Origin of the sequence: Microbispora sp. NPDC088329 (genome assembly GCF_040685655.1) — a bacterium.
Lineage (GTDB): Bacteria > Actinomycetota > Actinomycetes > Streptosporangiales > Streptosporangiaceae > Microbispora.
In genome coordinates, this window is the sequence record NZ_JBFBIP010000010.1 from 1 (window position 1) to 22808 (window position 22808).

25 protein-coding genes are annotated in these 22808 nt (G+C 70.8%); 11 read left to right on the forward strand and 14 right to left on the reverse strand.

Annotation, left to right across the window (positions count from 1 at the left end):
- The first annotated feature begins 550 nt into the window (after positions 1-550).
- Positions 551-1486 (forward strand): TIM barrel protein, encoded by a 936-nt coding sequence (locus AB0O28_RS19825; RefSeq protein ID WP_363642107.1) that lies wholly within the window; start codon positions 551-553, stop codon positions 1484-1486.
- Between the two features lie 81 nt (positions 1487-1567).
- On the opposite strand, the gene AB0O28_RS19830 is transcribed toward AB0O28_RS19825, so the two are convergent.
- The 3 genes from AB0O28_RS19830 to AB0O28_RS19840 form a co-directional block, all read right to left on the reverse strand.
- Positions 1568-1894 (reverse strand): hypothetical protein, encoded by a 327-nt coding sequence (locus AB0O28_RS19830; protein WP_363642109.1) that lies wholly within the window; start codon positions 1892-1894, stop codon positions 1568-1570.
- Positions 1885-2442, reverse strand: a complete 558-nt coding sequence (locus tag AB0O28_RS19835) for a sigma factor (RefSeq protein ID WP_363642562.1) — start codon at positions 2440-2442, stop codon at positions 1885-1887. The genes AB0O28_RS19830 and AB0O28_RS19835 overlap by 10 nt, the downstream gene beginning before the upstream one ends.
- A 126-nt stretch (positions 2443-2568) precedes the next feature.
- Positions 2569-3435 carry an A/G-specific adenine glycosylase gene (locus tag AB0O28_RS19840; protein WP_363642111.1) on the reverse strand — a complete coding sequence of 289 codons (867 nt, stop codon included), beginning with the start codon at positions 3433-3435 and terminating at the stop codon, positions 2569-2571.
- Positions 3436-3630: 195 nt separating this feature from the next.
- Between AB0O28_RS19840 and AB0O28_RS19845 the strand changes: the two genes are divergently transcribed.
- On the forward strand, positions 3631-4329 hold the full coding sequence (locus AB0O28_RS19845; protein ID WP_363642113.1) for a hypothetical protein: 699 nt from the start codon (positions 3631-3633) through the stop codon (positions 4327-4329).
- Positions 4330-4335: 6 nt separating this feature from the next.
- On the opposite strand, the gene disA is transcribed toward AB0O28_RS19845, so the two are convergent.
- The 7 genes from disA to AB0O28_RS19880 form a co-directional block, all read right to left on the reverse strand.
- Positions 4336-5424 (reverse strand): DNA integrity scanning diadenylate cyclase DisA, encoded by a 1089-nt coding sequence (disA, locus tag AB0O28_RS19850; RefSeq protein ID WP_363642115.1) that lies wholly within the window; start codon positions 5422-5424, stop codon positions 4336-4338.
- A 218-nt stretch (positions 5425-5642) separates the two neighbouring features.
- Positions 5643-7070 carry a DNA repair protein RadA gene (radA, locus tag AB0O28_RS19855; protein ID WP_363642117.1) on the reverse strand — a complete coding sequence of 476 codons (1428 nt, stop codon included), beginning with the start codon at positions 7068-7070 and terminating at the stop codon, positions 5643-5645.
- 104 nt (positions 7071-7174) lie between these two features.
- Positions 7175-7813 (reverse strand): SRPBCC family protein, encoded by a 639-nt coding sequence (locus AB0O28_RS19860; RefSeq protein ID WP_363642119.1) that lies wholly within the window; start codon positions 7811-7813, stop codon positions 7175-7177.
- Complete coding sequence (locus AB0O28_RS19865) at positions 7810-8223, reverse strand: metalloregulator ArsR/SmtB family transcription factor (protein ID WP_363642121.1); 414 nt, start codon at positions 8221-8223, stop codon at positions 7810-7812. Before AB0O28_RS19865 ends, AB0O28_RS19860 begins: the two co-directional genes overlap by 4 nt.
- A 67-nt stretch (positions 8224-8290) precedes the next feature.
- The gene (gene trxA, locus AB0O28_RS19870) at positions 8291-8605 is read right to left on the reverse strand and encodes a thioredoxin (RefSeq protein ID WP_363642123.1); all 315 of its coding nucleotides are present in this window, start codon (positions 8603-8605) and stop codon (positions 8291-8293) included.
- Entirely contained in the window at positions 8602-9006 is a 405-nt protein-coding gene (locus tag AB0O28_RS19875) for a MerR family transcriptional regulator (protein ID WP_363642125.1), read from the reverse strand. Before AB0O28_RS19875 ends, trxA begins: the two co-directional genes overlap by 4 nt.
- A 67-nt stretch (positions 9007-9073) precedes the next feature.
- Positions 9074-9772, reverse strand: a complete 699-nt coding sequence (locus tag AB0O28_RS19880; RefSeq protein WP_363642127.1) for a methyltransferase domain-containing protein — start codon at positions 9770-9772, stop codon at positions 9074-9076.
- A 163-nt stretch (positions 9773-9935) separates the two neighbouring features.
- Here AB0O28_RS19880 and AB0O28_RS19885 point away from each other — a divergent pair, with 163 nt between their 5' ends.
- From AB0O28_RS19885 to AB0O28_RS19915, 7 genes are all read left to right on the forward strand, one after another.
- Positions 9936-10751: a sugar phosphate isomerase/epimerase gene (locus AB0O28_RS19885; protein ID WP_363642129.1), complete on the forward strand. Its 816-nt coding sequence runs from the start codon at positions 9936-9938 to the stop codon at positions 10749-10751.
- Positions 10748-11551 carry a class I SAM-dependent methyltransferase gene (locus tag AB0O28_RS19890; protein WP_363642131.1) on the forward strand — a complete coding sequence of 268 codons (804 nt, stop codon included), beginning with the start codon at positions 10748-10750 and terminating at the stop codon, positions 11549-11551. Before AB0O28_RS19885 ends, AB0O28_RS19890 begins: the two co-directional genes overlap by 4 nt.
- Positions 11552-11572: 21 nt before the next feature.
- The gene (locus AB0O28_RS19895) at positions 11573-12190 is read left to right on the forward strand and encodes a TetR family transcriptional regulator (protein ID WP_363642133.1); all 618 of its coding nucleotides are present in this window, start codon (positions 11573-11575) and stop codon (positions 12188-12190) included.
- A gap of 226 nt (positions 12191-12416) precedes the next feature.
- Positions 12417-14540, forward strand: a complete 2124-nt coding sequence (locus AB0O28_RS19900) for a (Fe-S)-binding protein (RefSeq protein WP_363642135.1) — start codon at positions 12417-12419, stop codon at positions 14538-14540.
- Between the two features lie 159 nt (positions 14541-14699).
- Complete coding sequence (locus AB0O28_RS19905) at positions 14700-15614, forward strand: hypothetical protein (RefSeq protein ID WP_363642137.1); 915 nt, start codon at positions 14700-14702, stop codon at positions 15612-15614.
- Positions 15611-16690 (forward strand): glycosyltransferase, encoded by a 1080-nt coding sequence (locus AB0O28_RS19910; RefSeq protein WP_363642139.1) that lies wholly within the window; start codon positions 15611-15613, stop codon positions 16688-16690. Before AB0O28_RS19905 ends, AB0O28_RS19910 begins: the two co-directional genes overlap by 4 nt.
- A 74-nt stretch (positions 16691-16764) precedes the next feature.
- On the forward strand, positions 16765-17313 hold the full coding sequence (locus AB0O28_RS19915) for a hypothetical protein (protein ID WP_363642141.1): 549 nt from the start codon (positions 16765-16767) through the stop codon (positions 17311-17313).
- A gap of 116 nt (positions 17314-17429) precedes the next feature.
- Here AB0O28_RS19915 and AB0O28_RS19920 read toward each other — a convergent pair whose 3' ends face one another.
- Positions 17430-17813 (reverse strand): STAS domain-containing protein, encoded by a 384-nt coding sequence (locus AB0O28_RS19920; protein WP_363642143.1) that lies wholly within the window; start codon positions 17811-17813, stop codon positions 17430-17432.
- A 16-nt stretch (positions 17814-17829) separates the two neighbouring features.
- Positions 17830-18960, reverse strand: coding sequence for a PP2C family protein-serine/threonine phosphatase (locus AB0O28_RS19925; protein WP_363642145.1), 1131 nt, complete (start codon positions 18958-18960; stop codon positions 17830-17832).
- 115 nt (positions 18961-19075) lie between these two features.
- Between AB0O28_RS19925 and AB0O28_RS19930 the strand changes: the two genes are divergently transcribed.
- Positions 19076-19357, forward strand: a complete 282-nt coding sequence (locus AB0O28_RS19930) for a metal-sensitive transcriptional regulator (RefSeq protein ID WP_363642147.1) — start codon at positions 19076-19078, stop codon at positions 19355-19357.
- Between the two features lie 49 nt (positions 19358-19406).
- On the opposite strand, the gene AB0O28_RS19935 is transcribed toward AB0O28_RS19930, so the two are convergent.
- Entirely contained in the window at positions 19407-19568 is a 162-nt protein-coding gene (locus AB0O28_RS19935) for a hypothetical protein (protein WP_167538777.1), read from the reverse strand.
- 174 nt (positions 19569-19742) lie between these two features.
- Entirely contained in the window at positions 19743-21188 is a 1446-nt protein-coding gene (locus AB0O28_RS19940) for a hypothetical protein (RefSeq protein ID WP_363642149.1), read from the reverse strand.
- Positions 21189-21511: 323 nt separating this feature from the next.
- Between AB0O28_RS19940 and AB0O28_RS19945 the strand changes: the two genes are divergently transcribed.
- Positions 21512-22762 (forward strand): mannosyltransferase family protein, encoded by a 1251-nt coding sequence (locus tag AB0O28_RS19945; RefSeq protein ID WP_363642151.1) that lies wholly within the window; start codon positions 21512-21514, stop codon positions 22760-22762.
- Positions 22763-22808 lie beyond the last annotated feature (46 nt).

Consider the following 22808-nt stretch of genomic DNA (forward strand, 5'->3'; position numbering starts at 1 on the left):
GCTGGAGGACACGCTGTCGGAGAAGATCCTGTACGGCGAGTTGCGGCCCGGCCAGGTCGTCAAGATCGATATCGAGGGCGAAGGCGACGCCGCGAAGTTCACCTTCGTGGGCGAGGCGAAGAGCCCCGCCGTGCCGGACTCGGCGGCCTCGATCGCGGAGCCGATCCAGCACTGATCGTTCTGCGATAACCCGTTCCACCCGAGGGGCGCTCCGTGAGGGGCGCCCCTCGGCGTTTTCCGCCGTACCCCGGGTCACGTTGCGGTCACCTTCCGGCCCGGTAGGTGAGAACCGGTATCACGCCACCGAACGTAGTACTACACTTTGTAGAGTCCGCTCGTGCTATGTCATGCGCGCGTGTGACAGCCATGTCATCCTCGCGGCGTACCGGACAATCCGCTGCGGGGCGGACGCGAAGGACCGAGCGCACGGGGGAAGCTCGGTCCGCTCGGGAGAGATCCCGGTGGTAGAAGGACCGGAGTCCCATGCGGTCGGGACACGCCCTGTGGGCGAAATGGCGGTCCGAGAGTGCACAAGCCTTGGAGGCAGCTGATGCGCCTGTTGCACGAGGACGGGACGCTGGTTCACCTGGCCTACAACGCGGGCGTACACCCCGCCGAGGATCTGGAGAACCTCATCGCCCACCTGACGCGTTACGCCGTGCCGGTGCGCAGGAAGCTGGGTGTCGACCGGCTGGGCATCGGCCTGTGGCTCGCCCCGGCCGTGGCCGACCACCTCATCGCCGATCGCATCGAGCTCGTACGGCTGCGCCGATCGCTGGAGGAGCGCGGCCTGGAGTGCGTCAGCCTCAACGGCACCGGCGGGCGCAACCAGGAGGTCCCCGGGCCCGACTGGGCCAAGCCCGAGCGTTACCGCTACACGATGGCGCTGGCGAAGATCCTCGCGTTCCTGCTGCCCGAGGACGTGCAGTCGGGCGGCATCTCCACGATTCCGATCGGCTGGCGCCGCGACTGGCCCGCCGACCTGCACTCCATCGCCTCCCGCCGGCTGGAGCGGCTGTCGCGTGAGTTGCGCGGCCTCTACAGCGTCACCGGCAAGACGATCAGGGTCGGCTTCGAGCCCTGGCCCGGCTGCGTGCTGGAGACCACCGAGCAGGCTCTGGAACGGGTCTGCGACATCGACTCCGATCATCTCGGCGTCTGCCTCGACGCCTGCCACCTGTCCTGCGGCGCCGAGGAGCCCGACGCGGCGCTGCGCGGGCTGGCCCTCGCCGGGGCGCCCGTGGTCAAGCTCAGCCACGTGCACAATCACAGCCAGGAGATCCCCAGCACCCAGCCGGTGATCGCCGACACGCTCACCGCGATCCTGTCCGGAGCGGTGAACGGCACCGCGCACATCGAGGTGGAGGCCCACGACGGGACCTCCTCCAGGACGAAGGGTCCTGCCGCCCTGGTGGCGAAGCTCGCCGACGAGCTCGACTGGACCCGCCGCAACCTCACCGCGCTCGGCCTCAAGCTCGCCGCCTGACGGGAGCCCGAGGCGGGGGCCGGGGCGGAGGGCCGGGGCGGCAGTCGAAGGCCGCCGCCCCGGCGCCCGCTGAAACGCCGGTCAGTCGTCCCAGCCGGATGGGGGGCCGAGCGGCGCCTCGTCGCTGTCCACGAGTGTGCAGGGCGCGACGGGCCCGTTGGAGATGTTCGCCCAGATGCCGGCGGTCCTTCCGTCGTTGGAGACGCTGAACTCCAGCACCGCCGTCTGCCCGGGCTTGACCGCGGCCGGGTCGATGCGGAACCCCGGCTGATCGGGCGGCCAGATCACCAACGGCCTGTCGTCGGCAGGGTGCTGTGCCTCCTGCCGGGACAGGAAGCTCGTGCTGCGGGGTTGAGGCGAGCATCGCTTCCCCATGGGGATGTAGTCGACGACCGCGTTCACCCCCATGCCGCGGAGCGTGGCCTCCAGCGGCTCGGGGTCCTTCGCGTGGTTGATGGTGATGGTGAGCGTCCCGTCAGCGTTCCTCGACACGGCGTACGCGGGGGTCCCGCCGCCGAGAAGCGCCGGGACGCCCACGGCCGCCGCGACCCCGAGGGCCAGCGCGGAGACCAGGGCAGCGAGCCGTATGCCTGCCGGATCGCGGCCAACTGCTCGGCGGCCTCGATGCGGCCGATGATCTCGTCGCTGAAGTCGGGGACGGGGTGGCTTCTGGGCATCCTGGCCAGCGCGTCGTCGTACCGCCTCGCCGCCCGGCGCAGATTGCGCGCCACGTTGGTCGCGATCCCGAGCACCCATGACCGCAGGGACCCGCCCTCGGCGTCGACCCGATGCCGCAGCCGCCACGCCTCGAGAAAGGTCAACGACGGCACGTCCTCGGCGGCCGACCAGTTCCCGGTCAACCGGAAGGCGTGGCTGAACACCGGCCGTTCCATCTCCTCGAAGAGCGCCTCGAACGCCTCGCCATCCCCGTCACGAATCCGGGCGCGCAGTGACATGTCCACACACAAGCACTGTCCGACCGGTCACCCTCGTTCCCGCGGGCTTCTCCCGCGCTGCCCGGGACGCCGGCTCCTCGGGGGCGCCGAGCAGGACGCGGTGCTCCGCCTTCCCGGCGGCCGGCGTCAGGTGGGCAACTGGTAGGTGCCGTCGGGGAGGACCTCGGCCAGGCCGTCGTCCAGGAGGCCGTCCAGTGCGCGCTCGCGTTGCACGTGGTCGGCCCAGACGGCGTCGAGCGCCTCTTTGGGGACCGGCCCGTGCGCCTCGCGGAGCACGGCGAGCAGGCGTCCGCGGCACTGCCGGTCGGTCCCCGCGTACGTCTGGCCCTGCCGCGCCGGGCCTTCGTGGGCGGGACGCCCCGCCAGCCGCCAGGCGCACTGGGCGGTGATCGGGCAGCGCTCGCAGCGGGGCGCCCTCGCCGTGCACACCAGTGCGCCCAGCTCCATCACGGCCACGGCCCAGCGGGGCGCGCCCACGGCCGGCACCAGTGACTCCGCGAGCCGCCGCTCGCCCGCCGTCGGGGCCTTCGGCGGGTACTCCTCGCCGCGCACCGCTCTGGCCAGCACCCGCCGCACGTTCGTGTCCAGCACGGCGTGGCTGCCGCCGTACGCGAAGCTGGCCACGGCCGCCGCCGTGTAGTCGCCGATTCCGGGCAGGGCCCGCAGCTCGTCGTAGGTGGACGGCACACGGCCATCGTGGGCGTCCGTGATGGCCCGGGCGCACGCGTGGAGGTTGAGCGCCCTGCGCGGATAGCCGAGCCGCCCCCAGTGACGTACGGCCTCGCCGGGGGACTCCTTCGCGAGCGCCTCGGGGGTGGGCCAGCGCTCCATCCATTCGGTCCAGATGGGCAGCACCCGGGCGACGGGCGTCTGCTGAAGCATGATTTCGCTGACCAGAATGCCCCACGGGGTCGCGTCGGGACGTCGCCAGGGCAGATCGCGGTTGTGCTCGGCGTACCAGTCGAGGATGGGCTCACGGAGGGAGGCGGACACAGCCCCGACCCTACCGAGCGGGCCGGATGCGAGCGCCTGGACGAGCGACGCGGACGACGACCAGCCGACGGAGGGGCGCTCCGCCGCGCGTGCGGGGCCTGCTTGCGCAAAGGTCTGGCGAGGCTGTGACCTGGGAAAGGACAAGGTTCAGCGAGCCGTTGCCCGGGACCCGCCAGGGCTCTCCATACTGTCCGTATGGATCCGGACACTTTCCGTGGTGACGTGGGCGTCGAGGGGGCGGACGTCTACTGGCGCCGCCGGGTGTCGGTGCTCACGGGGATGCTCGTCGTGGTGGCGGTCGTGGCATGGGCGTGCAGCAGCGCCTCCGGACGGTCGGACGAGACCGCCGCCGCCGTCAAGACGACGCCCTCCGACCGGCTGGTCGTCTCGCTGCCCGCCGGGCTGGCGCCGAAGACGCCCGCAGATCCCGCCACCGTGCCGGGGCAGCCGTCGCCGTCGGCCTCCGCGGGCGCGTCGCCCTCGCCCGGCAAGCCGCGGCGCCCCGGTGACCCATGCGACGAGAAGGATCTCGTGCTCGCGCTGCAGACCGGTCAGGACGTGTACGGCAAGGGGGTCACGCCGACCTTCCTGCTGACGGTCGTGAGCACGGGCAAGGTCGAATGCACGGTGGACGTCGGGCCGCGCACGCTGGAGATGCGGGTGCTGTCGGGTGGCGAGCGCGTGTGGTCGACGGCCGACTGCGTCGCGGGCGACGGTGTGGACAGGCAGTTGCTGGAGCGCGGCATCCCCTACGTCCGCGCGATCCGGTGGGACCGCCACCGCTCGGGCAGCACGTGCGCGGGCAAGCGGTCGCCCGCCGACGTCGGGACGTACGTCGCGACCGCGCACGCGGGCCGGCTGAAGAGCCCCAAGATCGTGTTCCACCTGCGCTGAGGTGACCTACAGGTAGCGCTCGAGGATGGACGACTCGGCGAGCCGGGACAGGCCCTCGCGCACGCTGCGCGCCCGGGTCTCGCCCACGCCGCCGACGGCCTGGAGGTCGGCGGTGGTGGCCGCGAGCAGCTTCTGCAGGCCGCCGAAGTGGCTCACGAGCCGGTCGACGATCGCCCCGGGCAGGCGGGGAACCTTGGTGAGCAGCCGGAACCCGCGCGGACTCACCGGCGTGTCGAGCGCGTCGGCGCCGTGGTGGCCGAGGATCTGCGCCACCTTGGACAGGTCGAGCAGATCGCCGGAGGACAGCTCGTCCAGCTCGCGCATGGCGTCGCCGTCCCCGTGCGGCCGCGCGCCGGGCGAGCCGGGCGCGTAATCGCGGATGATCTGGACGCGGTCGGTCTCCACTCCCGCGAACAGCTCGTCGAGCTGCAGGGACAGCAGCCGCCCGTCGGTGCCGAGCTCGACGACGTATCCCTCGATCTCGCGGGCGATGCGGCGGACCATCTCCAGACGCTGCACGACGACGGCCACGTCGCGGACCGTGACGAGGTCCTCGATCTCCAGAGCGGACAGGTTGCCGGAGACCTCGTCGAGCCGCTTCTTGTAGCGTTCGAGCGTCGCCAGGGCCTGGTTGGCCTTGGACAGGATCGCGGCCGACTCCTCCAGCACGTATCGGATGCCGTCGAGGTAGAGCGCGATGATCCGCATCGACTTGCTGATCGCGATGACCGGGAGCGAGGTCTGCTTGGCCACCCGCTGCGCCGTACGGTGCCGGGTGCCGGACTCGTCGGTCGGGACGGCCGGGTCGGGCACGAGGTGCACGGCGGCCCGAACGATCCTGAGGTGGGCCGTGTCCAGCACGATGGCGCCGTCCATCTTGGCGAGCTCGCGCAGGCGGGTCGCGGAGAACTCGACGTCGAGGGTGAACCCGCCGGTGCAGATGTCCTCGACCGTGCGGTCGTACCCGAGGACGATCAGACCGCCGGTGTGGCCGCGCAGGATGCGCTCCAGGCCGTCACGCAGCGCCGTCCCCGGGGCGAGCGAGGCGAGCACGGCCCTTCTGCGGTCGTCGATCGCCTTGTCGTTGTCCAGCACATGCACCCCAGTGGGCTCGCCCGGTCGTATCCGTCAGATCGTCTTCCTGTCGATCCCTTGTCGGGGCCCTCTGTCGGCGGCGAGGCCCGAGAGGCGCTCCGCGGACGGCCCGGTGAAGCCCCTCGGGGGCGCGGGGGCGAGGCCACGGCCGACGGGGCAGGCAACAGAGTTTACCGGTGTGACGGCGTGCTCACCGGTGTCACAGCGGTTCGCCTCGCTCACCTCATCTGGTTGAGCGCGTCCCACACGTTCTCCACCTCCGTGACCTCGAAGCCCGGCGCGAACGGCGTCGTACGGCCGGCCGGTGAGCGCAACGGCACGAGACGGCCGCGGCTCGCCGACGCCTCGAGACGGGGGCCCTCCTCCTCCAGCGAACCGGAGGGCACCAGCGCCTTGGTGAAACCGAGCCGGGCCGCCTCGGCCAGCCGCCGCCGCACGTCCCGTACGGGCCGCAGCTCGCCGGCCAGGCCGACCTCGCCCAACGCGACGAGCCCGGGGGGCAGGGCCTGATCGCCGGCCGCGCTGACGACCGACAGCATCAGCGCGAGGTCCACGGCGGGGTCGGTCAGGCGAATCCCGCCCACGGTCGCCGTGAAGACGTCACACTTGCCGATCTTGGCGTGGAGCCGTCGCTCCATCACGGCGAGCACCATCGCCACCCGGTAGGAGTCGAGGCCGGAGGAGGTGCGGCGGGGCTGGGGCGCCTCGGTCGGGCCGACCAGGGCCTGCAACTCGGCGGGGATCGGACGGGTGCCCTCGATGGTCACGGTGACGCAGGTGCCCGGCACCGGCTCGGGGTGGCGGGAGACGAACAGCCCGCTGGGGTCGGTGATCCCGGTGATACCGCGCTCGTGCAGGTCGAAGCAGCCCACCTCGTCGATCGGGCCGAACCGGTTCTTCACCGCACGGACCATGCGCAGCCGCGAGTTGCGGTCGCCCTCGAAATGGAGCACGACGTCGACCAGGTGTTCCAGCACCCGGGGCCCGGCGATCGTGCCGTCCTTGGTCACGTGGCCCACGAGCACCGTGGACATCGCCCGCTCCTTGGCGAGGCGGACCAGGTTGCCGGCGACCTCCCTGACCTGGGTCACACCCCCGGGCACCCCGGTCGCGCCGGCCGATCCGATCGTCTGGACGGAGTCGACGATGAGCAGGCTCGGCTGCACCTTCTCGACGTGCGCCACCAGGGCGGAAAGGTCGGTCTCGGCGGCGAGGTAGAGCCTGTCCTCGATCGCGCCGATGCGGTCGGCGCGCATGCGCACCTGGGCGGCCGACTCCTCGCCGGTCACGTAGAGGACGGTCTCGCCGCTCGCGGTGCGCGCGGCGGCCTCCAGCAGCAGCGTCGACTTGCCGATGCCCGGCTCTCCCGCCAAGAGCACGACCGCGCCGGGGACGAGGCCGCCGCCGAGCACGCGGTCGAGCTCGGGGACCCCGGTCGTCCGCGAGCTGACGACCTCGGCCTTCACCTCGCCGATCGGGACGGCGGGGGCGGAGACGGCGCCCGGCTTGACCACGTGGACGCCCTGCCGCGCCCCGGCCTCCTCGACCGTGCCCCACGCCTGGCACTCCCCGCACCGGCCGACCCACTTGACCGTGGTCCAGCCGCACTCGCCACACCGGTACGCCGGTTTCGCTGCCTTGCTCACGTGCGGGAGGCTACCGGCCGCCGCCGACAATCCGAATCCAGGTCGTGTCCCGTGATCTTTCCAGCCTGCCGCGGTCGCCGCAGCGCAAGATCGCGGGACACTCCTCAGTTCTCCGGCTTCTCTGGGACGTAGAAGGCGGTGGTGCCGGCGACCGCGGCGACCACCACGTCGTCCGGTGCGCCGGAGGCCCGGTATGCCTCGCCCCACAGGGCGCTGCTGAGCCTCATGAGCTCCCGCGCCTCCTCCGACCGCTCCCACGCCGAGGGGTCGTCCATCATCTCGCCGCGCAGGTGCAGCCCGAGCCCGAGCAGTGCCAGGTCCCAGCCGACGCCCGTGGCCCCCGGCCCGAACCGGTCCCAGAACTCCGGCGGCACCACGGCGACGTGCTCGAGCTCGAACACGGTGCGCCCGTCGCCCTCCGCGCTCAGCCGCACCTCGACCTCGCTGAAGCCGGGGTTCTCGCCGAACAGCCAGCTGACCCGCAGCAGCCGGGGCGGCTCGCAGGCCAGGATCTCCCCGCCCGCGTTGCCCTGGAGCTGGTAGTGCCCGCCGAGCTTCAGCTCGCCGCTCACCGGCAGGAACCAGCGGCCGATCCGCTCGGGGTCGGTGCAGGCGTCCCACACGTCCCCGATCTCGGCGTCGTAGGCGCGCCGCAGCAGCACCGTGCGGGCCTCGCCTTCCGGCAGGTCGCGCGCGCCGACCGCGCGGTGGGCTTGGTTGATGTGGTCGATGAAGTCGCTCATGGCCGCTCTTCCTCGTCGGTCCGCCCGTCGTGGGCTGCGTGATGGGATGCGTGATGGGCATCGCCGCCGTCGTGCCGCCGTCCGAGCCGCCGCTCCCGTTTCCCCCGCGCCAGTTCGGTGCCGAGCGCGTCGAGCCGCTGCTCCCAGAAGCCGCGGAACCGCTCCAGCCACGCGTCGACCTCGCGCAGAGGCGCGGGCTCGACGGCGTACAGCCGGCGTGTGCCCTCGGCCCGTACGGACGTCAGCCCGGACTCCCGGAGCACTCGCAGGTGCTGGGAGACCGCCGGCTGCGAGATCCCGAACTCGGCGCGGATGACCGACGTGAGCGCGCCCGACGTCTGCTCGCCGTGGGAGAGCAGCTCCAGGATCCGGCGTCGCACCGGATCCCCCAGCGCGTCGAATGCGTGCACGCGCCCACTATGCCGAGAGTCGCTTATAAAAGTCAACGCTTATATAAGAGCAGCCCTCGGGTAGCGCCTAGAAGTGGCCGGCGAGGTCGGCGAGCAGCAGGCGCTTGGGCTTGGCGCCCCTGATCTGCCGGACCACCTCGCCGTCCCGATAGAGGTTGAGCGTGGGAAAGCCCAGGACGTTGTAGCGCTGTGCGATCTCGGGGTGGTCGTCGGCGTTGAGCTTGGCGACCGTGAGGCGGTCGCCGTACTCGGCGGCGATCTCCTCCAGGATCGGGGCGATCATCTTGCACGGCGGGCACCAGTCGGTCCAGAAGTCCACCAGCACCGGCTTTCCGCTGCGCAGCACCTGCTCGTCGAAGTTCTCCGCGGTCAGCGTGATCATGACTCTCCTCGTCGTCTCAGCAGGCAGCCGGGGCACGCCTCGGCGAACTGGGCGGCCACCTCGGACCGGCGGGCCAGCAGGTCGCGGATCTGGTCGTCGATCTCGGCGAGCTTGCGCCGGTAGACCGCGACCGAATCGGGGCAGGATCCCCCGGACGGATGGCCGGACCGCAGACAGTCCACGAACGGCCGGGCGTCCTCCAGCGTGAAGCCGACCGACATCAGCCCCCGGATCTCGGTGACGATCGGGATGTCCGACTCGTCGTACTCGCGATATCCGTTCGCCGAGCGGCGCGACCGGATGAGCCCCCGCTGCTCGTAGTAGCGCAGCGCCCGGGTGCTCACGCCCGCGCGCCGGGCCAGCTCGCCGATCCGCATCGGCTCCTCCTCGGCCTCGTCCACCCGCTGCGGCCCTCGTACGGGACACGACGGTAAAGCTTGACGCCGGTGACAAGGTCAAGCCCGTGGCTCAGAATTCCCGCCATCGCAGGACGTTCGGATAGTCGATCTCCAGGCCGTCGATCTCCCGCATCGCCTCGCCGGCCACCTCGGGTGTGAACTCGATGCCGAGCACCGCCTCCAGGTCGGTCCTGGACCGGAACGTCATCCGCAGGTCAAGCTCCTCGCGCCGCCAGCCCAGCCGGGACCAGAAGCGTTCCACGGCCTCGGGGGAATACGAGGGCAGCGACCGGCGGAACCAGCGGCCGAACGCCCCGCGCGAGGCGTCCACGTCCACCACGAACGCGGCGCCGCCCCGGCGCAGCACCCGCCCGAGCTCGCGCAGTCCCGGCTCGCAGCCGGGCCCGAAGAAGTACGCCCAGCGCGCGATCGCCACGTCGGCCGACGCGTCGGGGAGGGGCAACGCCTGCGCGGTGCCCGTACGCACGGCGACGTTGGGCAGGGACGCGCAGCGGGCGGCGGCTTTGGCGGCGAGGCCGCCGTGCGGCTCCACGCCCAGGACGCGCCCGGCGGAGGCGGCGAGCGTGGGCAGGTGGAAGCCGGTGCCGCAGCCGATCTCGACCACGGTCGCGCCGTCGAAGGGCCGTAGGGCCCGTATCGCCGCCTCGGCCGCGCCCTCCGGTCCCACGGCGAGGTTCTCCAGCTCGTAGATCTGGGGAGTGTTCCAGATGTTCGGACTGGGTACGGCCCCGTTCACGATCCGTGCCATGCGCCCCACATTAGTTCGCGACCTTGGGTAGTTGATTGTGGCGAAGCGGCGCGCGACGCGGGTGCGGCTTAGGCTGGATCCGTGAACGGGCGCAGGGAGCGAACGGACGGCCACGGCCACGGGACTGGAACGTGCCCGTGGGCCGCAAGGGGAGGCTGGCCTCATGAATGACATCCGCGTGCCCAGCGGCAAGGTGGCGCTGTCGACGGCGTCGGTGTACCCGGAACGGACGCCGGACGCCTTCGAACTGGCCGCCCGGCTCGGGTACGACGGCGTTGAGATCATGGTCGGGCAGGACCCGGTCAGTCAGGACATCGAGGTCCTTCAACGGCTGCGCGACCACTACCAGATCCCGATCCTGGCCGTGCACGCGCCCTGCCTGCTGGTGACGCAGCGGGTGTGGGGCCGCGACCCGTGGCTGAAGCTGCGCAGGGCGCGCGAGGCGGCCGAGCGGCTGGGCGCGCAGACCGTCGTGGTCCACCCGCCTTTCCGCTGGCAGCGCGACTACGCCAAGGAGTTCGAGAAGGGCCTGGCCCGGATGCGCGAGGAGACCGACGTCGTCTTCGCGGTGGAGAACATGTTCCCCCTGCGGGCCAGGGGCAACGAGGTCGTGCCGTACGCGCCGGACTGGAACCCCGTCGACTACGACTTCCCCGACGTGACGCTCGACCTGTCTCACACGGCGGTGTCGGGGTCCGACGCGATGGAGATGGCGACCAAGCTGGGTGAGCGGCTGGCCCACCTGCACCTGGCGGACGGGCTGGGCACGACCAACAAGGACGAGCACCTGGTGCCCGGCCGGGGGTCGCAGCCCTGCGCCCCGATCCTCGAACGCCTGGCCGGCAACGGTTACCGGGGCATCGTCGTCCTGGAGATCAACACACGCAAGGCCGCCAGCCGCACCGAGCGGATCCAGGATCTGACCGAGGCGCTCGCCTTCGCCAGGCTCCACTTCGCCGCCTCGTCGACGGCCTCATGAACGAACGACTCGCGGACAGCCACCGGGTCTTCGACCGGGTCTCGCAGGAGTACGACGCGGCCAGGCCGCACTATCCGGAGGCCCTCTACGTCGCGCTGGAGACCCTGTCGGGGATCCGGCTCGCCGGGGCGACCGTGATCGACGTCGGAGCGGGCACGGGCATCTCGACCCGGGGCCTGCTCGACCGTGGCGCCCGGGTCGTCGCCGTGGACCGCGGGGAGCGGATGCTGGTGCGCCTGCGTGCCCGCACGGCCTGCCCCGCTCTGCTGGCCGACGGGAACGACCTGCCCTTCCGCGCGGGCTCGGCCGACCTGGTGACCTACGCCCAGTCGTGGCACTGGCTCGACCCGGCGCTTTCGATGGCCGAGGCCGTACGGGTGATCGGGGGCGGCGGCGGGTCCGGGGACGGCGACGCGATCGGGGGCGGCGCGGTCGCGGGCTGGTGGAACACCGTGGATCCCGGGAAGGCGGACTGGCTGGCGGCCAACCAGGTGCGGCTCGCCGAGTCGTGTCCCGGCTACATCGGCCCCGTGCTGCCCGGCTGGACCATGCCGCCGATCGCCGCGGCCATGTCCGACGCGGGCCTCGCCGTGGCCGAGACCTGGGTCGACTGGACCAGGTCGGTGCCGCTGGAGGACTTCCTGACCGACCTGCGCTCCCACTCGTACATCGCCAGCATGGAGGGCGGCGTGGCGACGGAGCTGCTCGCCCGGGAGCGGGCCGAACTCGGCCGCGTCTTCCCGGACGGACGGCTGACCGTCCCCATGCGCGTGTATCTTGCGGTGGGCCGTAAGGGCTGAGCGGGCGAGCGGGGAGCCGATGTGACGACGGAGGTGCCGGAGGTCTCGGGCGGCAGGCGGCGACCGGGGCGGCGACCCGGCCGGCGTCCGGGCGCGGCGGACACCCGCGGTGAGATTCTGGCCGCCGCACGCAAAGTCTTCGCGGAGAAGGGGTTCGACAAGGCGACGATCCGGGGCATCGCCCGCGAGGCCGGAGTCGACCCCGCTCTGGTGCATCACTATTTCGACAGCAAGGAAGGCGTGTTCGTCGCGGCCATGCGGCTGCCGACGGACCCCTCGGCCGTGCTTCCCCTCATCCTGTCCGGGCCGCGCGAGGAGGTCGGCGTGCGCCTCGTCCGCTTCGTCCTGACGATGACGGCCGACCCGGCGGCCAGGGAGCCGCTGCTGGGGCTGGTGCGGACGGCGATGGTCAACGAGCAGGCCGTCGGCATGGTGCGGGAGTTCTTCACGACGGCCGTCCTCGGCCGGGTGGCCGAGGCGCTCGACGTTCCGCCGCTGCGGATGGAGGCCGCCTTCGCGCAGTTGTTCGGCGTGGTGATGACGCGGTACATCCTCCGGTTCGAACCGCTGGCCTCCGCCGACATCGAGGAGATCGTCGCGCTGCTGGGCCCCACCGTGCAGCGCTACCTGGCCGGATAGGTTGGGTGCATCCCTCCCGTACCCTCTTATAGAGCTTTGTTCTAGTATCGTGCCGTCGGCGGGAAACGCGGTGACGAGCACCACTCGCCGAGCGTGACGCAGGATAAGTTACTCACCGGTACCATTCGGGAAGCGTAGGAGTTATCCACAGGCCGGGGCTCGGCCGCCCCGGCGAGGGGCGCCGCGCCCCTACGCTGGCCGCCGATGTTCGACATGGGAGGGACTCGTGCTCTGGGTAGCGATAGTGGGCCTCGTCGCGACCGCCGTGGCGGTCGCGCTGGCGGGCCGTCGCGTGCTGTTCCTCTACCGGCTCGCCAGGAGCGGCCAGCCGGCCCCGGAGCGCATCGAGTACGCCAGGGACAACGTCGGCACGGAGATCAAGGCGCAGTTGGTCGAGGTCTTCGGCCAGCGCAAGCTGCTCAAATGGACGCCGTCGGGCACCGCCCACTTCTTCGTCATGTGGGCGTTCTTCATCCTGGCCACGGTCTACCTGGAGGCGTACGGCGCGCTCATCCAGGGGGCCGTCACCGGTAAGCCGGATTTCCACATCCCGCTGATCGGGACCTGGCCGGTGCTGGGCTTCCTGCAGGACTTCATCGCGGTCGCCGCGCTGATCGGCCTGATCGCCTTCACCGCCATCCGGATCAAGAACTCGCCCAAGAAGCTGGGCCGCGATTCCCGCTTCTCCGGTTCCCACCTGGGCGGAGCCTGGTTCACGCTGTTCATGATCTTCAATGTGATCTGGACGATGTTCCTGTTCCGCGGGGCCGCCGTCAACACCGGCAACCTCCCGTACGAGTCGGGGGCGTTCGCCTCGGAGGCGGTCGCGAAGATCCTGCCCTCCAGCGAGGTGCTGGAGGAGATCGGCCTGCTGCTGCACATAGGCGTCATGCTGGTGTTCCTGGTCTTCGTGGTGAACTCCAAGCACCTGCACATCTTCACCGCGCCGCTGAACGTGCTGTTCTCCCGCCGCCCCGACGGCCTCGGCCCGGCCCAGCCGATGCGCAGCGACGGCAAGGTGCTCGACTTCGAGGAGGCCGACCCCGAGACGGACGTGTTCGGCCGCGGGAAGATCACCGACACGTCCTGGAAGGGCTTCCTCGACTTCTACACCTGCACCGAGTGTGGCCGCTGCCAGTCGCAGTGCCCGGCGTGGAACACCGACAAGCCGCTGTCGCCCAAGATGCTCATCCTCGACCAGCGTGACCACGCCTTCGCGGTCGCGCCGTACCTGCTGGCGGGGGACAAGGAGAAGGAGAGCTTCCCGCAGGACGTGCTCGCCCTGCTGGACAAGCCGCTGGTCGGCGAGGACGGGGTCATCCACCCCGACGTGTTGTGGTCGTGCACCAACTGTGGCGCCTGCGTGGAGCAGTGCCCGGTCGACATCGAGCACATCGACCACATCCTCGATATGCGCCGCTACCAGGTGATGATCGAGTCGTCGTTCCCGTCCGAGGCGGGCGTGATGCTCAAGAACCTGGAGAACAAGGGCAACCCGTGGGGCATGTCCGAGATGAAGCGTGCCGAGTGGATCGAGGAGCTCGCCACCTCCGTGGACGGACAACACTTCGAGGTCCCGATCATCGACGAGAAGATGCCCGAGGATGTCGAGTATCTGTTCTGGGTCGGCTGCGCCGGCGCGCTGGAGGACCGGGCCAAGAAGACCACCAAGGCCGTCGCGGAGCTGCTGCACATCGCCGGGGTCAAGTTCGGCGTGCTCGGCCCGATGGAGGCCTGCACCGGCGACCCGGCCCGCCGCCTGGGCATGGAGTTCCTCTTCACCATGCTCGCCCAGCAGAACATCGAGACGCTCAACGAGGCCGGGGTCAAGAAGATCGTGGCCACCTGCCCGCACTGCTTCAACACCCTCGCCAACGAGTATCCGCAGCTCGGCGGCACCTACGAGGTCGTGCACCACACCCAGCTGCTGGCGCACCTGGTCGAGGAGGGCAGGCTCACCCCGATCACGCCGATCGAGGAGAAGATCACCTACCACGACCCGTGTTTCCTCGGCCGCCACAACAAGGTGTACGCCCAGCCGCGCGACATCATGGCCAAGGTGCCCGGCGTCCAGGCTCAGGAGATGCACCGCTGCAAGGAACGCGGATTCTGCTGCGGTGCCGGCGGCGCGCGGATGTGGATGGAAGAGCGCATCGGAAAGCGCATCAACACCGAGCGCGTGGACGAGGCGCTGACCACCGACCCCGACACCGTCTCCACCGCCTGCCCGTTCTGTCTCGTGATGCTCGGCGACGCGATCAACGAGAAGAAGAACGCCGGTCAGGCCAAGGAGTCGCTCGAGGTCGTGGACGTCGCCCAGCTCCTCATCAAATCCATCAAGCAGGGGTAAAGGCATCTTTGCCGAGATCGTGAACTATTTGTGAAAATTCTCAGTCAAGGCGATGGAATGAACCGTGTTTCACGGAAGAGTGACAAAGGCTTTCTCCACATAACGGGAAAATCACGGTAACCTCAACGTTGGCTCAATCGACGGGGAGGGGGCTGGACGGTGGGTGTGGTCGTCACCGACGCGGAGGTCACCCTGGCGGACGTCCTCTCCCTGCGTATGGCCGTCGCCGATCCGCTGGCGGACGGCGCCCGGCTGATCCTGCGGCGGCGGGGCACCGGTGAGGAACGGCGGGTGACGCTCGAGGCCTCCGGTGGACGTACGCGGGACGCCAGTGTCGCGGTCTCCCTCGAGCCGCTCGACCTCGGCCCCGGGCGCTGGGACGCCTACCTCGACCAGAACGGCGTCCGCGTCCGCATCCAGAGCATCGATCCGGGGTTCTCGCTCGACCGCCTCGACGCGTACGCGCTGGGCCGGCGGACGCTGGCCTACCGGGCCTACCGCACCCGCAACGGCTTCCTGGCCCTGAAGATAGAGCCGGCGCAGCCGGTCGCCGACGTGCGCGCGGTGTGGTTCCGCGAGGGACGCTTCGAGGTGACCGGGCTGCTCGCCTACACCGGCCTGGACGACGACGACCAGCACCGTCATGCCACGCTCGCACTGCGTCATAACAGCCCAAGTCATAACAGCCCAAGTCATAACAGCCCGGGTCATAACAGCCCGGGTCACAACAGTTCGCACCGCAGCGATCCGGGTCAGGGTGATCCGGGCCACGGTGATCGGGGCCACATTGACCCGGCCGCGACCGTGCGGGTCGCCGCCACCGTCCAGGGGGTTCGGTTCCATGCCGCGCTCTCGCTGTGCGACGTGCTGGCCGCGACTCCCGACTCGCAGGGCTCCTGGGAGCCCTATCTGGAGGTGGACGGCGTCGACCACGCGCTTCCGCTGGGCGCCCGGCTCGACGACGTCGAGGGCAAACGCCGCCGCGTCCACTATCCCCACGCGCTCGTCGACGGGGTGCCGATCCGGCCCAGCTTCACACCGGGTGACGAGCTGCTGCTGGAGGTGGGAGCGTGAGGATCACGTTCCTGCTTCCCTCCGCGTACGGCATGCGCGGCGACGTGCGGGCGACGCTGAACCTGGCGGAAGGGCTGGCCTCGCGGCACGACGTGGAGGTCGTGAGCGTCCGGCGCACCAGGGAGACGCCGTTCTTCCCGGTCGACCGCCGGGTGACGATGCGCTGGCTCGTGGACGCCAGGCCCGGTGTCCACCACCTCCTGCCTCGGGGACAGGTGCGCACGGAGGTGGCGCTCTGGCGGATGCTGCGCGGTCTGCGCGCCGATGTCCTGGTCACCACGCGGCCGTCGCTGAGCGTGCAGGCGGCGAGGTATGCCCCGCGAGAGGTCGTCCGCATCGCGCGGGAGTGGGGCAAACCGTCGGTGCCCGCGCCGGTGCGCCGGTTCTATCCCCGCCTCGACGCCGTGGTGACGAGCACCGGCGGGCGGCGGGACGAGTGGGTGCGGCTGCTCGACGACGACCTGTCGGTCCACGTCATCCCCGACGCCCTGCCCACCGCGCCCTGGCCGCGCTCCCGCATGGACAACCGGATCGTCAGCGCCGGGGGCAGGCTGGTGCCGGGCAAGTCGTACGACCAGCTCGTGCGCGCCTTCGCGATCGTCGCGGACAAGCGGCCCGACTGGCGGCTGCGGTTGTACGGCGGGGGACCGGAGGAGCGGCGGCTGCGTGCCCTCGTCCGCGACCTCGACCTGCACAACCACGTGTATTTCATGGGCGTCACCCCCGACCTGCCCGGCGAGTTCGCCAAGGCGTCCATCGTCGCGGTGCCCTCGCAGAACGAGGTGCTGGGCATGACCGTCATCGAGGCGCTGAGCTGCGGCGTGCCGGTCGTGGGGTTCACCGGATCCCGGGGGCCCGCCGAGTTCCTCCGTCCGGACCGCGACAGCGTGCTGGTCCAGGAGGAAGAGGACGGCGACCCCGAGCCGCTCGCCTGCGCGCTGCTCACCCTCGTCGACGACGAACGCCGCCGCATGAAGCTGGCGGCCGGGGCGCTTGAGACCGCGTCCATCCACGCCGCGCCCGCCGTCGCGGTCCGCTGGGAGGATCTCATGTACGGCCTGCGCTCCCGCCCCTGACCCGCCAACCTCGGTTGGTGAGTGGTGTCGGTGTCCCCCAGAGATGGCGATCACGGAAACCAGGAGGAAGCGGCATGACGAACAGGGCTGTGCGTCTGGGACGTTCGCCGATGGTGGCGGCTCTCGCCGTGGGCGTCGCGCTGGGCGGCGCCACGTCCGCGAGCGCGGCGGAGAGCACGGCAGGCAGTACAGCGGGCGGCATGTCAGCGAGCGCGGCCTCACGGCTGGGGCCGTACGGCTACGGCTCCCTGAAACTGAGGATGAGCGCCAAGCAGGCCCAGAGGACCGGCGAGATCGTCAAGAAGCGCAACGACGAAAGCTGCTCGGGCTGGGACCTGAAGGGGCACCCGACTCCCAAGGACAGTGTCGGCCTGTTCATCTCGAAGAAACAGGGCCTGGCCGCGATCTTCGCGCCCAAGGGGGTCAGGACTCCGGAGGGCATCGGGATCGGCTCCACCATGAAGCAGCTGAAGAGGGCCTATCCCCACCTCGTCGCGCCGCCCGTCGCTTTCCCCTTCACCACGGTCCCCGGCAACCGCAAGGCTTCCTACTTCTTCCTGCTGTCCCACGGCAAGGTGTACGAGATGGCCCTGGTTCTCAAGGGCCAGGACTGCTTCAACTAGGGAGACTTCTCAGGGGCCCGGAACCGGGAGGACGGCGACGGGCCCCTGACGCCGGTGCGGCACCCGCATATGTGGTGACGCCCTCGTGGGAGGTGTGCTGCCGGCGGCGGTCCGATTCAGTCGCCGGGTTCGGTGAGGTGCGCGGCGGCGGTGGTGGCGGAGCCGTAACTCGGCAGCTCCGAGTCGAGGCCGGTGATCCTGAGCATCCGGGCGAAACGCCCGTGAGCGCCGCTCAATGCCAGGCGCCCGCCGGCCGCCCTGACGGCGGTCAGGGCTCCCATGAGGACACTCAGCCCGGTCGAGTCGCAGAACCTGAGCCCCTCGGCGTCGACCACGATCCGGGGCGGGGTGCGCAGCCCGACCGCCTCGGCCAGGCAGGCACGCAGCGACGGAGCGGAAACCAGATCCAGGTCACCGAACATCCGGATGACGACGACGCCCTCGTCCAGCACGGTGAGCATGGAGAAGGTGTCGGGCTGTCCGTGCCTTCCCGGTTCCACTCGTGCTCGCCTCTGCTCACCCGGCCTTGCCGTCCGGCGGTCGCCTCCCGCCGGAGCTGTCCGTCAATGATTGCACATGGCAAATGATGCCTGGGCCGCACCGTCCGGCTCGTTCCCTGCGGACGAGCAGCATGGCGGCGTCGTCGGGGACGGGCCCGCCGACGTGCGCGACCAGGTCGCGTTCCAGCAGGTCGAGGGCGGCCTGAGGGTCGCCGTCCCGAAGCAGGCGGGGCGCCCGTTCCTCCAGGGAGTAGAAGTTCCCACCCCGATCGCGCGCCTCGATCACGCCGTCGGTGTAGAAGAGGATCTGGTCGCCCTGGCGGAACGCGCACCCGTACGGCTCCGGCCTGGCCGGGGCGAGCGCGGCCAGGCCGAGCGGCGGCGTCTCCTCGCGCGGTTCGAGCCGGTGAACGCGGCCGTCGCCGGTGAGCAGCAGAGGCGGCGGGTGGCCGTAGTTGAGCAGCGAGATCTCGCCCTCGCGCACCTCCGCGAGCACGGCGGTGACGAACTTCTCCCCGCCGAGCCGCCGCGCGAGGTGGTCTTCCAGGCACTGTCCCACGGCGGCCAGCGCCGGCTCGTCGTAGGCGGCCTCCCGGAACGCGCCGACCACCGAGGCCGCGGTCTCCACCGCGTCCAGGCCCTTGCCCTGCACGTCACCGACGATCAGGCGGACGCCGTGCGGCCCCCTGGCGATGTCGTACAGGTCTCCGCCGATGCGGGCCTCCACGGCGGCGGAGGTGTAGGACAGGGCGATGCGCAGGTCGCCGGCGTGACGCGGCAGCGGGTGCAGCAGCACGCGCTGGACGGCCTCGGCGACGAGGCGGACGTCCGCCAGCTTCCGCTCGCCCTCGGCCCGCAGCCGGCACGCGAACGTGGCGGCCGCGGTGACACCGACGATCGCGACCAACGTGACGATGTTCTGCGGGCGGCGGATCAAATTATCGTGGTAGGCCACCGGCACGGACAGGACGAGCGCGACCAGCCCGGCCAGCGCCGTGTTACGCACGCCGCCCGTCACGGCGGCCAGCGCGGGTCCGAGGGTCAGCAACGGCAGCAGGCCCAGGGACGGCCCGGCGAGCAGGTCGAGCACCACCACCGTCGCCATGGCGGCGAACGGCAGCGTACGGAGGACGGTTCGCGATGTCATCCGCGACTCCAGCGCCGCTATGAGCCGGTCGATGGATGCATTCCCGGGACCACCTGCCCTACCCGCCCATACGGGCGCGGCCCTGCCGCATACCGGCGGCGGGTATCGTGGGAGGATGCACGGGTACAGCGGGGACAAGCAGGCCTACCTCACCCGCCTGCGCCGGATCGAGGGACAGATCCGGGGGCTGCAGCGGATGGTGGACGAGGAGGCCTACTGCATCGACATCCTCACCCAGGTCTCGGCGGCCACCCGCGCTCTCCAGGCGGTGGCGCTCGGCCTGCTGGAGGACCATATCGCCCACTGCGTCGCCGACGCCGTCAGGAGCGGGGGCCCGGAGGCCGGCGAGAAGGTCAAGGAGGCCTCGGCGGCCATCGCCCGGCTCGTCAGGTCGTGACCGTCCCGGGCCCATCAGATGCCCGGGACGGTCCGTGCTCTCAATGCCTTCAGCGGCTCGCCGAAGTCCGCAATCCGAGCGCGTTGTCGAGCTCTTCCAAGGTCAGTCGGTTCTCCGTGATGTTCACGGCCTCCAGCACCTCGGCGTAGAGCGCGATCTCGTCCAACGCGACACGGTCGTGGACCCGAGAGTCCAGGTCGTCGTGCCCCACCGCGTCGTCCTTCCTTCCGCAGCCCACACCCATCACGAGGTTACGTCTGGGTACCCTGCCGCGACATGGCCCATCGTGACCATTCCATCCCGCGCCCCTCGTCCCTCCGGGACCATTTCCCCGATACCGAGATCACAATTCGATGAAAAAGGCAGTGATGGAGGGAAGGGGTTGCTAAAGCGGAGGTAAGGGCGATATATCCGAATTTGACGTTTCGAACAGCCAGCCGCCGGACTCCTCCAGGTCGCGCCTGGGCTGCGCCGCCTGCTGGGGGCGCGGGTCGTCACGCTGGTGGATCAGGCACGTGACGACCGCCGAGCATACCGGGAAACCCTCCGCCGGCGCGGGCGTGCCGGTCAGGGCACACCAGGCCAGGCCGGTTGCGTACGCGGAGCCGAGCAGGGCGGCGGCCGTTCCCCGGTCGGGCGGGACCAGTCCCGGCGGCAGCGCGCCGCCGGCCGGCCAGCAGCCCCGCAGCGGGTGGGCGGGATCGGCGAGCGCGAGATAGAGGGCCTGACGGAGTTCGTCGTCCATCCACGGATAGAGCTCGGTGACCACCTGCGCGGTGTGCGAGCTGCCCGGCGCCGCCCAGGCGGGTTCGGTCACGCCGCACACGCCCGCGACGTCGGCGGCGAGCAGCGCCGCGGCCACGGCCCGCGGATCCATCCCGCGTGAGGCCGTGTAGGCCAGCGCCTCGACCAGGTCGTACAGGGTGTGCCGGAAGTGCTCGCCCGGCGCCCATTCGACGAGCGTGGCCGGGGCGAGGTGCGGCGGGCAGCGAGCCAGCCAGGCCTGCCGTACGCCGCCGCCGGGGATCGCGTGCTGGTCCAGCCAGGGGCTGCCGAGCAGCGGCTCGGTCATCGCGATCAGCGCGTCGGCGCGCGGCCGGAACCGGGGGTCGGCGCGGAGCACGGTGGCGGTCTCGGCCATCAGCCCGGCCAGACGCAGGCCCGCCTCCTGGGCACCGCTGCGCATCCGCTCGGCGTACAGGGTCACGAGCGCGTCGAGCGAACCCATGGGCAGCCAGCGCACCCAGTCGTCGCCGGGCAGGGGCCGGGCCAGGAACTCGCCGAACATCGACAGCATGACCTCGTTGCCGTCGAAGGCGGGCGCGTACGCGCACCACATGACGGTGCCCCACACGGCGGCCACCGTCGAGGCCACGTCGCGAGCGAAGATCTCCCGGTAGACGCTGCCGCCGAGGGGGAAGTCCTCCCGGCGCAGCCCGCGGTGGGCGAGGAGCAGCGCGCGGAGCCGTTCGGTGATCTCATGCGGGACGTCCGGGCCGACGAACGCCTGGGAGGACCCGCGGTCGTACGCGAAGTCGGGACCGGAGGGGATCAGCGCGGGCGGAATCGCGACACCCGGCGGCTGCGGCCGGGCGCCGGAACGGATCGCGGCGTGCAGTGGAGGCGCCGACAGGTGCCAGCGGCCGTCGACGCGGTCCAGGCGGTACCAGCGGGCGTGCGCGCCGAACAGCCACTGCGCGCCGTCCGGCGTGACCAGCGCTCGCTGGGCCAGGGTGTGCGCCCGGGTGAGCGGGGGAAGCAGCGTCCACCGGGGGTCGCCGACGACGGCGCGCACGTCGCGCTCCATCGCCGTGAACCCGTCCCAATACACGCGGCAGTGACTCCTCCGTCCTCTGGAGAGGACGAGTTCTCGTTCATCCCGGTTGCGGCGGCCCGCGCAGGCGGCGACCACGCCCTGGCCGATGCCCCTGCCGGCCATCCGAGTGCCGGGACGATTCCGGCGGTCCCCTCGCTTGATCCGATGGTAGCTCGCCGGTCCGACAGACGGCGGGAGCGGTGGTGCGGCGGAGGCCGCCGGTGAAAGTTTCACACGACGGGATGCGCTGAACAGCGTAAATCCAAGTATCTAAGGATTGTTCGGTATCTCGGGGGATGCCTGCCACTTGGCATCGGCTGCCGTGGCGTATTCCATAGATGCTCGTGACGGAGATCCAGCAGGCCGGGACCGACCGGGAGCAGGGCGCGGACGAGGCGTCGGAGAAGATGGCGCCCGTGGACAGCTCTGGCGGCACGGCGACCGGCGAGCAGACGGGGCCGCGTTCGGGCCGGGATCGGCGAGCGGTGTGGTGGCTCGGCCGGCCCAGTGACCGGACGGCCCTGCTGATCTGGTTCTTCTGGGAGGTCGCCTGTTACATCTACCTGGTGCTGGCGGCGCCCGGCCGTACGGAGGACCCGATTCTCGACCGGTTCAACCGGTACGACTCCTACAACTTCGAGGACATCGCGAAGTACGGCTACGACGGCCGGCCGGAGGACCAGGACTCGCCGCGGCTCGTCGCGTTCTTCCCGGGTCTGCCGTTGCTGTTGCGCGTCCTGCACCTGGTCATCCCGGACCTGAGGCTCGCCCTCGTCCTGGTCTCGTTCGTCGCGAGTGCCGTCGTGGCGGTGGCGCTGTCGCGGCTGAGCGAGTCGTACCGGGAGGGCAGCGGCCACTGGACCGTGCTGGCCTTCTTCTGCAGCCCGTTCGCGGTGTTCCTGCTGGCCGGCTACACGGAGGCGCTGTTCCTCGCGCTGGCCATTCCCGCGTGGTTGCTGGCGCGTAAGGGCCGGTGGGAGACCGCCGCCGTCTGCGCCGCCTTCGCGTCGTCCATCCGCATCTCCGGGCTCTTCCTCGCCCTCGGCCTGGTCGTGATGTTCGTCTTCTCGCGTGACGGGCTGCGCACCACGGGGGGGTGGCGCAAGGCGCCGTGGCTGTTGCTGCCGGGTGTACCCGTGCTGGCGTACATGATCTACCTGTGGCACCGCACCGGCGATCTGATGGCCTGGAAGGCGGCGGAGGCGCAGTACTGGGGCCGCTACCCCGAGGCGCCCTGGAACGTGTTCATCAACACCTGGCACCGGTCCTTCGACGAGCCCGCCCTGACGACGTCGTACCGCGAGGAGATCATCTCGGCCATCGTGCTGGTCGTGCTGATCATCGCGCGGTTGATCCGGCGAAATTGGGCGGACTTCGCCTATCTGGCGCCGCAGGCGGTGGCGCTGCTGGCGATGTCGTCGTTCTACATGTCGGTGGGCCGGGCCTCCCTGCTGTGGTGGCCGCTCTACATCTCCGTCGGCGTCGTCGGCAGCCGAAGGCCCTGGGTCTTCATGGCCTACATCGCGGTCGCGGCGCCGGTGATGGCAATCAATGTCGGAAATTTCACCACAGGCGCCTGGGTGGGTTGATCGCTCCTGACTAGCTTCTCCATGTATGGGGGCATATGTGGCAGGA